This window comes from Lactovum miscens (assembly GCF_014202895.1).
GTDB classification, from domain to species: Bacteria; Bacillota; Bacilli; order Lactobacillales; family Streptococcaceae; genus Lactovum; species Lactovum miscens.
This window is the reverse complement of sequence record NZ_JACHHV010000001.1, coordinates 118,458-135,711: the sequence shown is the minus strand read 5'-3', so window position 1 is coordinate 135,711 and position 17,254 is coordinate 118,458. Positions and strand designations below refer to the sequence as shown.

General features: G+C 37.4%; 16 protein-coding genes and 1 tRNA gene. 16 read left to right on the top strand and 1 reads right to left on the bottom strand.

Features of this window, described 5'->3' with window-relative positions:
• Positions 1 to 40 precede the first annotated feature (40 nt).
• Positions 41 to 1,420: an MATE family efflux transporter gene (locus HNQ37_RS00695; RefSeq protein ID WP_183538299.1), complete on the top strand. Its 1,380-nt coding sequence runs from the start codon at positions 41 to 43 to the stop codon at positions 1,418 to 1,420.
• Between the two features lie 498 nt (positions 1,421 to 1,918).
• Here the strand turns inward: HNQ37_RS00695 and HNQ37_RS00690 are convergent, their stop codons facing one another.
• Positions 1,919 to 4,189 carry a Xaa-Pro dipeptidyl-peptidase gene (locus tag HNQ37_RS00690; RefSeq protein ID WP_183538297.1) on the bottom strand — a complete coding sequence of 757 codons (2,271 nt, stop codon included), beginning with the start codon at positions 4,187 to 4,189 and terminating at the stop codon, positions 1,919 to 1,921.
• A 239-nt stretch (positions 4,190 to 4,428) separates the two neighbouring features.
• On the opposite strand from HNQ37_RS00690, the gene gla reads away from it, so the two are divergent.
• The 15 genes from gla (at position 4,429) to HNQ37_RS00615 (ending at position 17,199) form a co-directional block, all read left to right on the top strand.
• On the top strand, positions 4,429 to 5,292 hold the full coding sequence (gene gla, locus HNQ37_RS00685) for an aquaglyceroporin Gla (protein WP_183538294.1): 864 nt from the start codon (positions 4,429 to 4,431) through the stop codon (positions 5,290 to 5,292).
• A gap of 178 nt (positions 5,293 to 5,470) precedes the next feature.
• Positions 5,471 to 6,172 (top strand): CppA N-terminal domain-containing protein, encoded by a 702-nt coding sequence (locus tag HNQ37_RS00680; protein WP_183538292.1) that lies wholly within the window; start codon positions 5,471 to 5,473, stop codon positions 6,170 to 6,172.
• The gene (locus HNQ37_RS00675; RefSeq protein WP_425486316.1) at positions 6,126 to 7,136 is read left to right on the top strand and encodes a serine hydrolase domain-containing protein; all 1,011 of its coding nucleotides are present in this window, start codon (positions 6,126 to 6,128) and stop codon (positions 7,134 to 7,136) included. Before HNQ37_RS00680 ends, HNQ37_RS00675 begins: the two co-directional genes overlap by 47 nt.
• Positions 7,137 to 7,314: 178 nt before the next feature.
• The gene (locus HNQ37_RS00670; protein ID WP_183538291.1) at positions 7,315 to 7,896 is read left to right on the top strand and encodes a hypothetical protein; all 582 of its coding nucleotides are present in this window, start codon (positions 7,315 to 7,317) and stop codon (positions 7,894 to 7,896) included.
• A gap of 34 nt (positions 7,897 to 7,930) precedes the next feature.
• A complete protein-coding gene (gene murC / locus HNQ37_RS00665; RefSeq protein WP_183538289.1) occupies positions 7,931 to 9,262 on the top strand; it encodes a UDP-N-acetylmuramate--L-alanine ligase in 1,332 nt (443 codons plus the stop codon).
• Between the two features lie 113 nt (positions 9,263 to 9,375).
• Positions 9,376 to 10,560: an acetate kinase gene (locus HNQ37_RS00660; protein WP_183538286.1), complete on the top strand. Its 1,185-nt coding sequence runs from the start codon at positions 9,376 to 9,378 to the stop codon at positions 10,558 to 10,560.
• Between the two features lie 153 nt (positions 10,561 to 10,713).
• Positions 10,714 to 11,934, top strand: coding sequence for an acetate kinase (locus HNQ37_RS00655; protein WP_183538284.1), 1,221 nt, complete (start codon positions 10,714 to 10,716; stop codon positions 11,932 to 11,934).
• Between the two features lie 68 nt (positions 11,935 to 12,002).
• On the top strand, positions 12,003 to 12,725 hold the full coding sequence (gene pyrH / locus HNQ37_RS00650; RefSeq protein WP_183538281.1) for a UMP kinase: 723 nt from the start codon (positions 12,003 to 12,005) through the stop codon (positions 12,723 to 12,725).
• A gap of 23 nt (positions 12,726 to 12,748) precedes the next feature.
• The gene (frr, locus tag HNQ37_RS00645; RefSeq protein WP_183538279.1) at positions 12,749 to 13,309 is read left to right on the top strand and encodes a ribosome recycling factor; all 561 of its coding nucleotides are present in this window, start codon (positions 12,749 to 12,751) and stop codon (positions 13,307 to 13,309) included.
• Between the two features lie 58 nt (positions 13,310 to 13,367).
• On the top strand, positions 13,368 to 13,889 hold the full coding sequence (locus HNQ37_RS00640) for a hypothetical protein (protein WP_183538277.1): 522 nt from the start codon (positions 13,368 to 13,370) through the stop codon (positions 13,887 to 13,889).
• A 208-nt stretch (positions 13,890 to 14,097) separates the two neighbouring features.
• Entirely contained in the window at positions 14,098 to 14,955 is an 858-nt protein-coding gene (locus HNQ37_RS00635; protein WP_183538274.1) for a CvfB family protein, read from the top strand.
• Positions 14,956 to 14,971: 16 nt separating this feature from the next.
• Entirely contained in the window at positions 14,972 to 16,114 is a 1,143-nt protein-coding gene (locus HNQ37_RS00630) for a cystathionine gamma-synthase (protein ID WP_183538272.1), read from the top strand.
• Between the two features lie 111 nt (positions 16,115 to 16,225).
• Complete coding sequence (gene msrA / locus HNQ37_RS00625; RefSeq protein WP_183538270.1) at positions 16,226 to 16,753, top strand: peptide-methionine (S)-S-oxide reductase MsrA; 528 nt, start codon at positions 16,226 to 16,228, stop codon at positions 16,751 to 16,753.
• Positions 16,750 to 16,962, top strand: coding sequence for a YozE family protein (locus tag HNQ37_RS00620; protein WP_183538268.1), 213 nt, complete (start codon positions 16,750 to 16,752; stop codon positions 16,960 to 16,962). The genes msrA and HNQ37_RS00620 overlap by 4 nt, the downstream gene beginning before the upstream one ends.
• Positions 16,963 to 17,112: 150 nt before the next feature.
• A tRNA-OTHER gene (locus HNQ37_RS00615) sits at positions 17,113 to 17,199 on the top strand.
• Positions 17,200 to 17,254 lie beyond the last annotated feature (55 nt).

Here is a 17,254-nt window from a genome sequence, read left to right as displayed (position 1 = left end):
TAAAGATTGTTTTTAAAATAGAAAAAGCTACAATATAGAAATGAGTGACTTAACAAGAGGCCCAATACTTAGAGGTATAATCTGGTTTACAATTCCCCTCCTTATTGGGAATTTTTTTCAGGTGTTTTATGCCACTGTAGATACTTTAATTGTGGGTCAAACACTCGGGCCAATGGCTTTGGCAGCTGTTGGAGCAACGGGCGCAATTAATTTTTTAATTGTTGGCTTTGCTCAAGGCATGACAGGTGGTTTGACAATTATCATGGCCCAACGTTTTGGAGCAAAAGATGAAGGCGGTGTTCGCAGGTCCTTCTTTACTGGGCTCAGTTTTACGGTGATTATCTCCTTGATTTTGGGGCTTATCTCCTCTGCTTTTCTTCAGCAGATTCTTCAAGTGATGCAAACACCGAGCGATTTGATTAATAACAGTCGTGACTTCATGTATTTTGGTCTCGGAGGAATGATCATCCCCAATCTATATGCTTACTTGGCAAATGCCATGCGTTCGCTTGGAAATTCAAAAACTCCACTTTATGCAATTATTTTGGCTTCGGTTTTAAATATCGGACTTGACTATATTGTAATCCTTTGTTTTCATACAGGAGTTTGGGGAGCTGGTTTGGCCACTTTGATGGCTGAACTATTTTCTGTTTTTTATCTTATAATTTATATTAAAAGAAAAGTGCCAGAATTACATTTTAGTAAATCAGATATCAAATATGATGAAGCTGAAGTTAAAGAGCATGCTAGATTAGGCTTCCCAATGGCTTTTCAGTCTTCAATTATCGCTATTGGTTCTATCACTTTACAGGTAGCTCTAAATATGTTGGGTGAGAATGCGGTAGCCGCCAATTCAATTGCTTCAAAAGTTGATCAATTTGCTATGTTACCTATGATTTCATTGGGGCTAGCCATGGCTACTTTTGCGGGCCAAAATTATGGTGCTAAACGGTACAATCGCATAAATGAAGGGCTGGCTGATTCTCTATGGATAGGCATCATATGGTCGATTGTTTTTGCTGTCTTATTGCAAATTTTTCACTTTTATGTGACTACCGCCTTTATTACAGCTTCAGCAACCAAGATTATTGAACTTACGCGGATTTACTATGTCGCCAATTCTTCCTTTTACTGGGTTTTGGCAGTCCTTTTTATTACGAGGTCTACTTTGCAGGGCCTGGGAGACACCAAAATTCCAACAATTTGTGGCTTTATGGAGCTTATCTCTCGTGTCGTCGTAGCTGTTATAGGTGTTTCACTAATGAGTTATCATATTGTAGTTTTTGCTAGTCCTCTGGCTTGGTTAGGATCCACTTCAATCCTAATTCCTACCACTATTAAGATGTACAAAACCTATAGAAAAGCATACGATGGAGAAAATATACAGATTAACGAAAAAAAAACAATTAAAACAACCTGATAGAACCCTTTAAATAAAATACTGTTGATTCCAAATGTTCAACCTAATATCTAACATTTGGAGGCTATTTTTTGTTAAAAATATTCGTTAGTCCGTAAGTTGAAGAAAGCTTAATTGTTTTGAAAATTTGAAGGTAGAGATTAACGAGTGATTGTTAGAAGCAGGTTATTAAGTTTTGTAAAAAGTTTAGAAAAGCTATCAAAATATAGCTATTCAACACAAAATATAAAAAAGTTTGAATTGTGTAAGTCAAATTGAAGATTGTCTGACTAATTCAAAATTACAAAAGCCAAGAATTTAATCTTGGCTGAAAAACTAATTCTTGATGGACAGTCACTTTTTATGAATAACGTTTAGATTAAAGTTTAGTAGAAATAATCGACCATATGGTCCCAGAGATAAGAGTTAATATAATCAAGTCAATTAAAGCATAGAGCAACCCTAATAGAAAATCCCACATGTTGTAAAAGATTGACTCAACTTTGTGATAAGTCAAAATTAATGTGGCAATATAATTTTTGAAGCCGCTAAATCTATCTCATAAGTTACTTCACGGTTGTCACGGATAGTATGCTCAAAGTCAGTGCTATAAATTAAGATACGTATCTTATCACCCATATTAAGCTTGTAGATGCTTGGCAAAAGCTTGAGTCTGAAAGTCATCCATTTACCAGGAAGGATGCTTGAAACATTCATGAGACTTTCGCGGTTTTGAAGATTAAGAAAACCTTTAGAAATAACTTGGTAAGGGCTATTCTGAAGGGGAATTTCAACAAGGTTTTCTTGTTTAAAGAGGCGACCACGGTCCAAGGCATTTGCTTCAACTGTTACAGGATGATCAGGGAGACGCTTTTTCTGGCCAAAATCAAGAAGCTGGGCGGAAAGTAGTGCTCTTGAATCATTTATTTTCAATTTAATTTCAAGTTCAGGGGCACCATTAATAATAATTTCTTGAGGAATGTCAATATTTACAATAGTAGCATTTGTTTTCCCTTCAAAAAGTTCATTTTTGAAAACCTGGAAGTCTTTGCAATATCGATCAAAGTCGTCTGCATTGTAATGATTTTCAAAAGTTGTAGTACCACTTCCTAAGTTGTGTTGCAAACGACCAGATTTTCCCCAACCATCAAGGCTTGTCCATGATTCATACTTATTGTTCTCTTGAAGAATCACGGGTGGAAGATTCAAATTGAGATCACGTCCAAGCAATTTGGCAGTAAAATAGGCGTTAATCACCTCCGTAAAGTCAATTGATTGCCAATTGTGAATTGGCAAGTGAGCGCCACGGTGTAAGAAGGCATGCTTGGCTACCGTTTCAGGAATGGCATTCCAATAATTATAAGCTTGGTCAGTAGTAACATTGAAGTCTTGTAAACCATGCAAAATCAACACATCAGCTTTAACATTTTTGACATTTGGAAGATAGTTTCGGTCTTCCCAGAATTGATTATAGTCACCAGATTTACGATCAAGTGCTCGAGTCATTTCATCAAGTTGTTTTTGATAAATCTCATTTCCCGAGAGATAATCCGCTCCAGACATGTTTCGAGAATAAGTTAATTCAGCAAGGACATCAAGATCTTCTCCCGGGAAACCAGCAGGGGAGCGAACCAGACCACCTTCACGGTAATAATTATACCAACTTGAAATTCCAGCTTGAGTCAAGATAACTTCAAGTCCATCAACTCCAGTTGTTGCAACACCGTAAGACATCGTACCAAGGTAAGATTGTCCCGTCATGGCAACTTTCCCATTTGCCCAATCAGCTTTAACCTCTTTTTCTCGAGAACGCGAAGTGAAGGCACGTGTGCGTCCGTTCAACCAATCGATCACTGCTTTCATAGAGTAAACTTGCTGATAATTTCCCGAACTCTGAAATCCATCAGAATCTTTGGTCCCAATTCCGGCTACATAGATTGATGCAAAGCCCCGGGCTAAGAAATAATCATTTAGAGAATAAGTCCAAGAATGTGTGAAACTTTGTTCAGCTTCAGTTGTTGAATAAACTTTAGATTTTTCATAGTTCGGATCTACTGGCAAGACAGGTTGAGTAATTATTTCATGAATCTGTTTTTCTGAAAGCTCAGTCTCCATCTTATGAAGTCTGTTTTCACTGGCAGTCTCATTCATCCCAAGGTGATAGGGGCTTGCGGTCATAACCACTGGGATTTTACCCACAAAAGCAGGACGGTGGATTTCAACATAGACCAGATCATATTGGCCACATTTTTGGCTATCCAAGCTTGTTTCAACCCAAACCTTCTCTCGTTTGACAACTGCAGTATCAAAGCTGGCAAGTGTTTTATCATTAAAAAAGTGATATTGATTGTCAACTGGGATCAAACCTTCGCTGACCCAATATTCAATGAGACTCATTCCATTCTTACGGCGTGAAAGAAGCAGTAAGTAAATGGCGGAAATTAAATTGTCTACTGACATTTCAGAATCAATCATGGGAAGATTGATGGATTTTGCAAATTCAATTGATTTTTCCGGCTTAAACTCAAAGTTGACAATAAAATCTTGGACTTGAAGAGCAAGAGTCCAGAAGATAACCCAGTTTAGGTTTTCATTAGAATTTAAGAAAGATGTAAAACTTAATTTATCGCTGGCTTGCAGTGAGGCTTCATCTATGGGGGCAACTGAAAAGAAATTATTCAAGACTTCTTTTTCAGATTTGTTATCAAATTCAAAGCCAAGACTTTTCAATTCTGAATTTTTTTCTTCAAAAGTTTTTTCAACGATTGAAAAATGATTAAATTTTACCATTCTAAATTCCTCCAAAGGCAAGCAAATGAATCCCAATTCTTTTTAATTATTATATCATAGGCTGGTAATGAAGAAATAACCAGAAAATCAAAAAGCTTTAATTAAAAAGAAAAAATTCTAAAAAGATGTTTAAGATGTGCTTGAAATTTGTGAGACCTCAAAGGAGTGCACAACAACAAATAAAAATATTTTGGTATACTAGATTGTTTAAAAAAAAGACTTAGGAGATTTCAGGATTTATGGATTATTCATGGAGTATAAAATATCTCACAGAATTCATTGGGACAGCTCTTCTTATTATTCTAGGAAATGGTGCTGTCGCAAACGTTGAGCTTAAAGGAACGAAGGCACATGGTCAAACTTGGATGATAATCGGATGGGGATATGGTGTCGGAGTCATGCTTCCAGCATTGATGTTTGGCAATGTTTCGGGAAATCATATCAATGCAGGCTTCACTTTGGGGCTTGCTGTTGCTGGACTTTTCCCATGGGCGCACGTTCTACCTTATTTGATTGCACAATTGCTTGGTGCCATATTTGGTCAATTAGTAGTTGTTGCCGTTTACTTACCGTTCTATCGCAAGACAGAGAATCCAAATGCCATTCTGGGGTCATTCTCGACCATAGCTGCAGTGGATGATGGAACAAAGCAAACTCGTGTTGCTTCTCTAATTAATGGTTCTGCTAATGAATTTGTTGGCTCATTTATCCTTTTTTTTGGTGCGATGGGATTGACGAAACTATTTTTTGGGTCTGAAACGATTCCTTACTTGACTCAATCATATGTGTCACAAGGGGCAAAGGCTACAGATGCAACAGTTGTTATGCTTTCAAAACAATTTGCATTCCCGGGGCTTTCAATCGCCCATATGGCGCTTGGTTTCTTGGTTATGGTACTCGTATCGTCATTAGGCGGGCCTACAGGGCCAGGTCTTAATACTGGCCGTGATTTTGGACCCCGTTTGGTTCACTGGTTACTTCCAAAATCAGTTCTTGGGCAAGCTAAGGGTGACAGTAAATGGTGGTATGCTCCAGTTCCATTCCTGATGCCAATTTTAGCAGGTATCGCTGCAATTTCCCTCTTCAAATTGATTTACTTATAAAAAATAACTCAAGTCTGTTTAATCAATTTAGTTGTTAGGTAGGCTTTTCTTTCCTAATTGCCCTTATTGCTCTGTAATTCTTATAGATGTTATGATTCATTTTGCAAGCTGCGATATAATTTGGTAAAATTAGGAATAATAATTTTGACAAGATTTTCAAGAAAAATAAGAGGTAGTAATGTCAGTTTTAGAAATTAAACCAGTTTACCGTGTAAACAATCGTGAAGAGAATCTTAACTTCTTTCGGAATGTTTTAGGTATGAAAGTTATACTTGAAGAAGGCACTATGGTTGAACTTGGCGCTTTTAAATCTAAGAAAACCCATATTTTACTTGAGGAGTCACCCGGTGAAGAGGGAAACTCTGCATCGGGAAAGATTAAAAAACACAAGATTACCGTTCTCCGTGCTAATGTTCATGAAATTGTTGAGCTGATCGAAAGAAATAAAGATGCTGTCAAAGAATTTACTGATTCTGAAGCTGGTTTTGAAACAATCTCTCCAGAAGGAGATGTTTTCTGGCTGTTACCTAGTCATCCATATGAAGAAATTAAAACGGATGCCTTTGTTGGTTTATCTGACTTTGAGGTTTCAGAATTAACGATCAATGTTACCGACGAACTTTTGGCTTATCAAAGCTTTGCACCTCTTTTAGCTATTGTTGGAGGAGAAAATACGCTTATTAACTTCAATGAAGAAGCTCCTGAAAAATTGGAAAACACATGGGATCTTGAAGCCTTAGAAGTTACAATGTCCAAAGAAACAAATTTTTCAGCTTTGAAAGAAGGTTTTTCTTCATTTAGTCCATACATGGATTCGGAAGAGCGTTTATTGAATGTTAGTCTGCCAGATCAAGGGCTTGAGCTTTGGTTTAAAAAATGAGCAAAGTTATATTATGATTAACGAGAAAAAATTCATAACACGCGTCAATGATTATTTGGCGCGTGAAGTTTTTCCTGGCTGTGAGTTTACCCTAATTGACAGAGATGAGACTCAGCATTATTATTTATTGGGTAATGAGGAAATTCTGCCTGAGAAAAAGCGCTTAAAAGCAGGAAAAAGGTGGGATTTAGCCTCAGTATCCAAAGTAGTTGGAACTGGAAGCTTAGTAATTGATGAAGTTCTGGCTGGACGAATTGATTTAGACCATAGCTTAAAATCTTACTTACCTAATTGGCATGAAAAGTCAATTACAGTACGTCAGCTTCTAACACATACAACTGGAATAAATCCTTACATTGAGAATAGAAATGAACTGGGGTTTAGTGAGCTCAAAAAAGTAATTTTGGGACTTGAGCTTAAAACCGATCAATCTTTTTATTATACAGACGTAAATTTTATCCTACTTGGTTTTATGTTGGAAGAAATCTTTGAGAAAGATCTTGATCAGCTTTTGGCGGAAAAGGTTTTTATTCCTCGAAAAATGTTTGAAACCACATATAGTCCAGTGGAAAATGCGGTGGTGACGGATTATAAGTTACCAGCAGGAATTGTTCACGATCCGAAGGCACAGGTCTTGGGCGGACATTGTGGGTCAGCCGGGCTTTTTAGTAGTATGAAAGATCTTCAATATTTTATTAATTCATATCTCTATGATAAAAAATATTTGAAACTTTATGAGAATTATTCACCAGATTCGCATCGAGTCAGAAGTATGGGCTGGGGCTTCCAAACTGAAGAATGGTTGATTCACACTGGTTATACTGGTACCTTTCTCATGATGAATCTTAAGCAAAAGCAAGCAGTAATTTTTCTTTCAAATCGTGTTCATCTTAAAGATGAACGGGATGAATGGATTAAGCAACGAGATGCACTTATCCAAGATTTTATTGATTGTTTTGAGTAAAGATGTCAAATTTTATATAAGACCAAGACATGATATTAAGGTCTTATATAAAGATCAAAATCGTTTCAGAAATATTTGCAAGATAATTTCACTTTTTGTGTGGACGCCTTGACAATGTTAGACACATAGAGTAGAATTTAAAAGAATACCTATAAATTGCAGCTTTAGAGGGATAGATATGCCAATCAACTTTCCACTTTATCCGGATGATCGTATTTTTTCTCCGGACAATAGAGTTTTGATGAATAATCGTCAAATCTTTACACACTCTCCTAGCATTAGCGATGAAGAGTCTTTAACACGCAATTTTGGACCAGTTGATCTTACATCTACGCCGTCTAAATTGCCACAAGGTCAGCGTACAACTTATAATTCAGTTAAACGGCCGCTAGGATCTAAGCCAGAAGAGGTTAATACCTTTGAGCGAAGCCACCGTCGGACTGCGATTGAGGAATCAAAAGAAAGAGCAAAGCGTGCAGCTGTTCAGCCACGTCGTCCTAAGGGCTACGTTTATCCAACTGATCGTGTACGTCCAACTTTGCATTCAAAGATTGAAGAGAAACCAAGAATTAATGAAGAACGACTGACAGAGTATCAAAGACGTAAACAATTGAATAGCGTTATAACAAGCTCGAACAAAGTTTCTTTTGATGAACCTGTTCAACCAGATGAATTGGTACAAGGGGATTTGTTCTCAAGAGAATCGACTGATTACTTTAAACGTAAACGTGAGAGTTTGTTTGATCGTGGAATTCAATAAAAAAGCACCTTAATCGGAGATTATTAAAGGAAAAATGTCAAAAACTTATCATTTCACAGGAATCAAGGGAGCCGGTATGTCCGCACTGGCTCTTTTATTGCATCAAATGGGCGAAACTGTTCAAGGCTCAGATCAACCAAAATATTATTTTACTCAACGTGGGCTTGAAAAATCTGGTGTACCAATTCTTCCATTTGATGTGAAGAATATTAAACCTGAATTTGAACTAATTGTTGGAAATGCTTTCCGTCCTGATAACAATGTGGAAGTTGCTTTTGAGGTTAATAATAATTTCCCTTATAAACGCTACCATGAATTTCTTGGCGAGTTTATGACGCGTTTTACTTCAATTGGTGTCGCTGGCGCTCATGGGAAGACTTCAACGACAGGTATGCTTAGTCATATTCTGTCAAATTTAGAAGATACGTCATTTTTGATTGGTGATGGTACAGGTCAGGGTCATAAAAATGCCAAATATTTTGTTTTTGAATCAGATGAATACGAGCGTCATTTCAAACCTTATCATCCTGAGTACAGTATTATCACAAATGTAGATTTTGATCATCCAGATTACTTCCATGATATTGATGACGTGTTCTCTGCTTTTAATGATTATGCAAATCAAGTTAAGAATGCGGTATTTGCCTATGGGGAAGATAAGTACCTTCGTAAATTGGATACTAAGACCCCAGTTTTCTACTATGGTCTTGAATCTAATGATGATTATCAAGCACGTGACATCGTTCGTACGACAACAGGTTCTGATTTTACTGCTTATTTTCATGACGAGAAGTTGGGAGAGTTTCATGTTCCTGCTTATGGCAAACATAATATTGCCAATGCTTTGGCTGTAGTTGCTGTACTTCATCAATTACAAGAGGATATGGTGAAATCGGCAGAGTATTTGGCTACTTTCAAAGGAGTTAAACGTCGTTTTTCTGAAAAAATTATTGGTGAGACAGTAGTTATTGACGATTTTGCCCATCATCCAACCGAAATTGAAGCTACGCTTGATGCAGCTCGTCAAAAATATCCAGATCGTGAAATTGTAGCAGTTTTCCAACCGCACACCTTCTCACGTACTATTGCTTATCTCGATGACTTTGCGGAAGTTCTTAACCATGCTGACACAGTCTATTTGGCTGAAATATATGGTTCGGCTCGTGAAGTCGACCATCATGATATAAATGTTCGTGATTTGGCTGCCAAAATCATCCAGCCAGCCACTGTGATCCCCGAAAATGATGTTTCACCATTGCTTGACCATGAAAAGGCAGTTTTTGTCTTCATGGGGGCAGGTGATATTCAAAAGTATGAATATGCTTTTGAGGAGCTACTTTCTCAACTAACAGAGAGTGTACAATAATAGTCAATTAGAAAAGAGAGCCACCAGGCTTTTTTTTCAGCTTGTTTTTATGAAGTTACTTTTTAAAATGAAAAGTGCTAGAATTAAGGGAATATTAATTAAAGGACGGAAATATGACTAAAACACTCGCAGTCAATGCTGGTAGCTCTTCACTCAAATGGCAAATGTATGAAATGCCCGAAGAAAAAGTAATTGCGAAAGGTCTAATCGAACGTATTGGGCTCAATGATTCTATCTCAACAGTAACTTTCGGTGAAATTAAAGATCGGATTGTCTTAGACATCCATGATCATAAAGAAGCTGTTAATATTTTACTTAGCGACTTAAAACGCTTAAATATCGTATCAGAAATCTCTGATATTACAGGTATTGGTCACCGTATCGTGGCTGGTGGTGAGGATTTTAAAGAATCAACTTTGGTTACTCCAAAAGTTTTGGATAAGATTGAAAAACTTTCACCTTATGCTCCTCTTCACAACCCAGCAGAAGCAGTCGTAATGCGTGTTTTTGAACAAGTCCTACCAACTGCAACTGCAGTTGCAGTTTTTGATACAGCGTTTCATTCGACAATGCCAGCCAAAGCTTATCGTTACCCAATGCCAAATAAATATTACGAAAACTATGCAGTTCGTAAATATGGAGCGCATGGTACTTCACACATGTTCGTTTCTCGTGAAGCTGCCAAACTTCTTGGCAAGCCAATTGAAGAAACAAAGATAATCACTGCTCACATTGGCAATGGAGGATCAATTACAGCTGTTGAAGGCGGAAAATCTGTTGACACTTCAATGGGTTTTACACCGCTTGGTGGTATCATGATGGGTACTCGTTCAGGAGAATTAGACCCATCTATTTTGCCGTTTATCATCGATCGTGATCCAGAATTAAAAGATGCTCAAGATGCGATCGATATGCTTAATAAACAGTCAGGTCTTCTTGGCATTTCTGGCATTTCGTCAGACATGCGTGATATTATTGATACGAAAGATACGGACATTAACGCGAAACTTGCTTTTGATATGTACGTTGACCGTGTGAAGAAATATATCGGTCAATACTTAGCTATCATGAATGGTGCTGATGCGCTAGTCTTCACAGCTGGTGTTGGTGAAAATTCTGTTCCTTTCCGTGAATCTGTACTTGATGGACTTGATTGGTTGGGAATTAAAGTTGATCCCTCTAAAAATTTCTTTGGAGCTGAAGGTGACATCTCATTACCAGATTCTCGTGTGAAGATTTTTGTCATTCCAACTGATGAGGAATTAATGATCACACGTGATGTTGAGCGTCTGAAATAAGTTATGTAAATAATTTTAGAATCTCAGGTTCTCCCAAGAACTGGGATTTTTATTTTTGACGTAAATGTGTTAAAATTTAATTTAGAACGCTTACATTTTTCGTGATGCTTTAAACTATGTATCTTATCTCATTTTTTGAAAGGAAATATACAATTGTCTAAAACACTTTCAGTCAACGCTGGATCATCTTCGCTCAAGTGGCAACTTTTTGAAATGCCAGAGGAAAAAATGCTTGCAAAAGGAATTTTTGAGCGTATTGGTCTAGAAGGTTCGAAATCACTAGTGTCATTTGAAGGTGAGAAACATGAACGTGAAATAGAAATTATTGACCACCGCCAGTCTGTTCTTCTTTTGATGGATGAGTTAATTCACTTCCATCTAATTCAAGATTTTCGTGAAATTACTGGAATTGGTCATCGTGTAGTGGCTGGTGGAGAATATTTTAAAGAATCTGTAGTGCTTACAAAGGAAAATCTTAAGAATTTGAAGTCAATTTCTTATCTAGCACCTTTACATAATCCAGCCAATATATTGGGAATAGAGGCTTTCCAACGCTTGCTTCCAGAAGCTCTATCAGTAGCTGTTTTTGATACTGCCTTTCATACAACAATGCCTGAAGAGGCGTTTCGTTACCCAATTCCAACCCGCTACTATGAAGATTTTGAAGTCAGAAAATATGGTGCTCATGGAACCTCACATAAGTATGTTGCTGCTGAAGCAGCTAAAGTTTTAGGTAAACCTTTAGAAGAAATAAATCTTATCACGGCTCATATTGGTAATGGTGCCTCTGTTACAGCGATTGAAAAAGGAAAATCAGTTGATACCTCTATGGGCTTTACGCCATTAGCTGGAGTAATGATGGGCACACGCTCTGGTGATATGGATGCCTCAATCTTACCGTATCTACTTAAACGGGACGATAGCTTAGAGAATGCTCAACAATTAATTGATATTCTTAACAATGAATCAGGTATTCTTGGTGTCTCAGAGCTCTCGAGTGATATGCGTGATCTTGAAGTGGCAGTATCCGAAGGAAATGAAAAGGCCATTTTGGCTTACAAAATGTTTGTCAATCGATTGAAGAAATATATTGCAGAATACTTTGGGATTTTAAATGGTGCGGATGCATTGGTGTTTACGGCAGGTATTGGCGAAAATGACACAGATGTCCGCCGGGACATTATAAAAGGTCTCTCATGGTTTGGTATGGAGCTTGTGCCAGAACTTAATGTACGTGGAGCAAATGGAATTATTTCTACACCTGATTCAAAAGTCAAGGTTCTTGTAATTCCAACTAATGAAGAATTGATGATTGCACGTGATGTTGAAAATTTCCGTGAAGCGTGGTTTAAGCAGATACTTGAGAAGGGTTGAAAATTCAACCTTTTTTTCATGCTGAAAATATGCTAAAATAACATGAATAAAATTGAAAAGGTGTTTACATGTCAGAATTGAAATATAAACGAATCTTACTTAAACTTTCAGGAGAAGCTTTAGCTGGAGAGAAAGGCTTTGGCTTTGACCCTGAAACCGTCAAATCTGTCGCAAAAGAAATCAAAGAAGTTCATGATTTAGGTGCCGAAATCGCTATTGTCTGTGGTGGCGGAAATATTTGGCGTGGTGTGACTGGTGAAAAAGCAGGTATGGAACGTGCTCAAGCGGATTACATGGGAATGCTTGCGACTATTCAAAATGGTCTGTTCGTTCAGTCGGCTCTTGAGGGCCTTGGGCTTGATTCTCGCGTAATGACATCTATCTCAATGCCAGCAGTTGCTGAACCGTATATTCGACGTCGTGCAGAACGTCACCTTGAAAAAGGCCGTGTGGTAATTTTTGCTGGTGGAACAGGTTCCCCCTATTTTTCAACAGATACGACCTCTGCGCTTCGTGCAGCTGAGATTAATGCTGACGTTATATTGATGGCCAAAAATGGAGTAGATGGTGTCTACAACGCAGATCCAAAACTGGTCGCAGATGCCATAAAATTTGAGCACTTGACTCATATGGAAGTGATCACCAAAGGCTTACATGTCATGGACACTACTGCTTCAACCATGTCAATGGACAATAATATTCCGCTCGTCGTATTTAATATGAATGAAATGGGAAATATCAAACGTGTAGTACTCGGTGAGAATATCGGTACAACAGTTGACGTTAAATAATATCAAGAAATAAAGGAAATAAAATGACAACTACAGAACTTTTAGAAAGTGCCAAAGAAAAAATGTTAGGTTCTGCGGCAAGCTTGCAACGTAATTTGGGCCAAATTCGCGCTGGTCGTGCAAATGCAAGTCTACTTGATCGCATATATGTAGACTACTATGGTGCACCGACTCCTTTAAAGCAAATTGCTTCAATTACCATTCCTGAAGCACGGGTATTAGCCATTTCTCCATTTGATAAAGGTTCTTTGAAGGATATTGAACGTGCACTTAATGAATCTGATTTAGGTATTACACCTGCCAACGATGGACAAAATATCCGTCTTGTTATACCTATGCTGACGGAAGAACGCCGAAAAGAATTGGTTAAGTCAATGGGAAAGTTTGTCGAAGAAGCAAAAGTATCAGTTCGCAGCGCGCGCCGTGATGCAATTGACGGTGCAAAAAAGCTCCAAAAGAATTCGGAAATTTCAGAAGATGATTTGAAAACATTTGAAAAAGATATCCAAAAAATAACGGACGATGCAATTAAAGAGCTTGAAGGCATATCTAAAGAAAAAGAAAAAGAACTTCTTACTGTTTAAGTTTGCCAAATAAAAGTCCTCACATCTTGTGAGGTTTTTTGAAAGAAAGGAGAAAGAGATGTTTGTCGTAGATTATAAGAATGTTCCAGGTGTTATCGAAAATTTCTCGCTCGCTAATGATGCACAACGTGAAAGTCTCGCAAATCTTGTGGCAAGCGAAGCCAAATACTTGAATGAGCATTTTAATAAGGAAATGACCCTTTATACTTTAGATGAAAAACCAGGCATCTACCCATGGTTGTCAAGTATTTTTGCAGAGCGGGGATTGAATTTTGATGATCAACGTCCAATTTTTGTTGGTGAATATGATGTCAAAGATATTGTTGATTCAAAGAAGTTTGGTTATAAAGATTATGGAAATGCGCATTTTGCTTGGGTTATCTTTGCTAGTGGCATGGATGCCAATGCATCTTATAATCTAGAAAAAAATAAGCGCCGTGCCGTCGGGTTCAAACTTTCAGTAGGTATGGAGGAACCAATTATTTTTGCAGAGAATGGATTTAAATTCGCCAGTATGAAAAGCAAAATTGGAGGTATAATTCGTGGAACCTATTTTGTGGCTAAAGGCGAATATCTGTAATTTAAATTCAGCTATATCGAAATTTGTTAACATCAAGAATAAGAAAATTTTTGGTGTTTTCTTTCACTTTATCTATTTGAAATAGTAGACAAAGAAATGAAGAATATTTTATGAGATGGTTCTTCAGACTTAAAATTGTCCAAAGATATTGAGTTTACAAATATTGGGTGGTTTAGCCTTAAGAAGTAATTTTTGGTATAATCAGCTCATGACAAATTTACTTGCAAAATATGTGTCTGGCTTGATTGCTGATACAAATGAGGAATTTTACTTCTGCCAAGCTGAAGGTATCACTCTTGCTTTAGCGAAATCAGAAGGACATCATTTTATCGGTGATATCGTTCAAGGTTTTGCTTATCAAGACAAGAAAGACCGCTGGCGAATAACAACACTTGAGTTGACAGCAACTCAGGAAAAATACGGTTGGGCCAAAGTAGTTGAAGTACGCCGTGATCTTGGGGCCTTTTTAAACATCGGTTTACCAGATAAAGACGTTGTAGTTTCTCTCGATGACCTGCCTCAAGATAAGGCTCAATGGCCAAAAAAGGATGATCAACTTTATGTGAAACTGACAATTGACCATAAAGATCGTCTCTGGGCACACTTGGCCTGGGCAGAAGATTTCTTCGAAATTGCGGAGCGTGCTTACGATAATATGCAAAATGAAAAGCTTCGCGCCATTGTTTATCGAATCAAAGAGACAGGAGTCTTTGTTTATTTACCAGATAATAATATGTTAGGATTTATTCATCCATCTGAAGCTTTAGGACAAGTTCGTATTGGCCAAGAAATGGAAACCCGAGTGATTGGGTTCAATTCTAGAAATAGGTCTCTTAATCTCTCAATGAGGCCTCGCGTTTTTGAAATGTTGGATGCAGATGGTCAGATGATTTTAGCTTACCTTGAAGGTGCTGGTGGTTATATGTTCTATAATGACAAATCAAACCCTGAGGACATTAAATCGACTTTTGGTATTTCAAAAAGCGCATTCAAAAAAGCCATTGGAGGGTTGATGAAAGCAGGAAAGATAAAGCAAGATGAAATTGGAACAAAATTAATAAAATGATTTTAAAGGTGATAATTTGACAAGTCTTAAAACAAAAGTAATACATGGTGGCATTTCTGGGGATGCAACGACTGGTGCAGTTTCGGTGCCAGTTTTCCATGCGTCAACATTTAAGCAAAAGACACTTGGCGGTCAAGTCCTATATGATTACGCCCGCTCTGGTAATCCAACTCGCGAGGCGCTTGAAAAGTTGATTGCTGAACTTGAAGGTGGCATACGCGGTTTCGCTTTTGCGACTGGTATGGCTGGGATTCACGCAGTACTTTCAATTTTTAACGCAGATGACCATATTCTTTTTACGGACGATTTGTATGGTGGAACTTTCCGATTGGTGACCAAAGTTATGTCAAAGATTGGCTTGGAATATGATTTTATTGATTTGACCCAATTAGACCAAATTGAATCAAAAATTAGACCAAATACTAAAGCAATTTATTTAGAGACCCCTTCAAACCCGCTTCTTAAGATTGTAGATATTGAAACTGTTTCTAAGATTGCAAAATCTCATGGTCTTCTGACCATTGCGGATAACACTTTTGCAAGCCCATATTTCCAAAACCCTTTAACTTTAGGTGCTGACATTGTCTTGCATTCAGCTACAAAATACTTAGGTGGTCACTCAGATGTTGTATCTGGTCTTGTAACAACCAACTCAGAAGAATTGGCTGATGCCATTTATTTAAATCAAAACTCAATTGGAGCGGTACTTGGTCCAGATGATTCTTGGCTAGTTCAGCGCGGTATCAAGACTTTGGCACTACGTATGGAAGCGCATGCCGCCAATGCTGCGAAGATTGCAGATTTCCTCGTATCAAATGAAAAGGTGGAGAAAGTTTACTATCCAGGTCTTGCATCACATCCTGGTCATGAAATTGCTTTGAAGCAAATGTCAGGCTTTGGAGGCATGATTTCCTTTGAATTAAAAGATGATTCTAAAGTAAAGACCTTCGTTGAAAGTTTAAATATATTTACTTTGGCTGAATCACTTGGTGGAGTTGAATCTTTGATTGAGGTTCCAGCAATAATGACACATGCTTCTATTCCAAAAGAACAACGTGAGGCATCAGGTATTAAAGATGGCTTGATTCGCGTCTCTGTAGGTATTGAAGATGTTAAAGATTTATTGGATGATTTAGAATCAGCATTTGAAATGATTTAAAAGTTTAAGTTCATATATTTTCAAAAGATCTTCAAAGTTGTTATAATTTGGAGATCTATTTTTTATAAATTAGATAGAGAATTGATATAAGAAAGCGGGAGGAAAAATTTTATGTCTACAGAGAAAGCAATTTTTGCTGGTGGTTGTTTCTGGTGTATGGTTGAGCCTTTTGAAGAACAAAATGGTATTTTGACGGTCACATCAGGATACACGGGTGGAGACTTTGAACGCCCCACGTATGAACAAGTAAAACAACATATTACTGGTCACACGGAAGCTGTTGAAATTATCTTTGATAATGAAAAAATTAGTTATAGTGATCTCGTTGAACTCTATTGGCAAACGACGGATCCAACAGATGCTTTTGGACAGTTTGCGGATCGTGGAGATAATTACCGACCAATAATTTTTTATACGGACGACACTCAGCGCCAGATTGCGGAAAACTCTAAAGCTGCCCTTCAAGCTTCAGGACGTTTTGGTGAAGAAATAATTGTAACTTCAATTGAAGCTGCCAAGGTTTTCTGGCCGGCAGAATCTTACCATCAAGGTTTTTACAAAAAGCATCCAGAGGATTATGCTGAAGAAATTGCAGATAGGCGTGAATTTATTTTGAAACACTGGGGTGGACAAGTTTGACATTTTATCAATACTTAATGAAGTTTCGAACGCCAAACGAGGTTGATGATAAAACGCGTCTTGCGAATCTAGTATTTCAGGATAGCGTCTTTCCTAAGCATTCACAAGATTATGATGAAGTTTCCAGCTATTTAGAAACTTCAGCCACTTTCTATTTTAATTTGGCAATCTTTGATCAGATCTGGCAGGACTATCTCGAAAGGAATTGAAAAAATTGTGTAAATAACAAATAAATGATCTTTTGAAATGAGCAGCAAGTGTCAAGAATTTCTTGAAATAACAATTTAAATCAAATTAGACATTAAAATTAAATTACAAACAAAAAGAGAATAGGAAAAATCTATTCTTTTTTTGTTTATGTAGACCTAGCTCAAATGGAAGAGTAGCTGATTGTTAATTAGACGGCCGTTCAATCAGATATGTAGGTTCAATTCATATGGTTTACATTTGCCTTTGACCAAACATAAGATGTCTCCATCTTTTGTTTAATAAGGTTCCGCC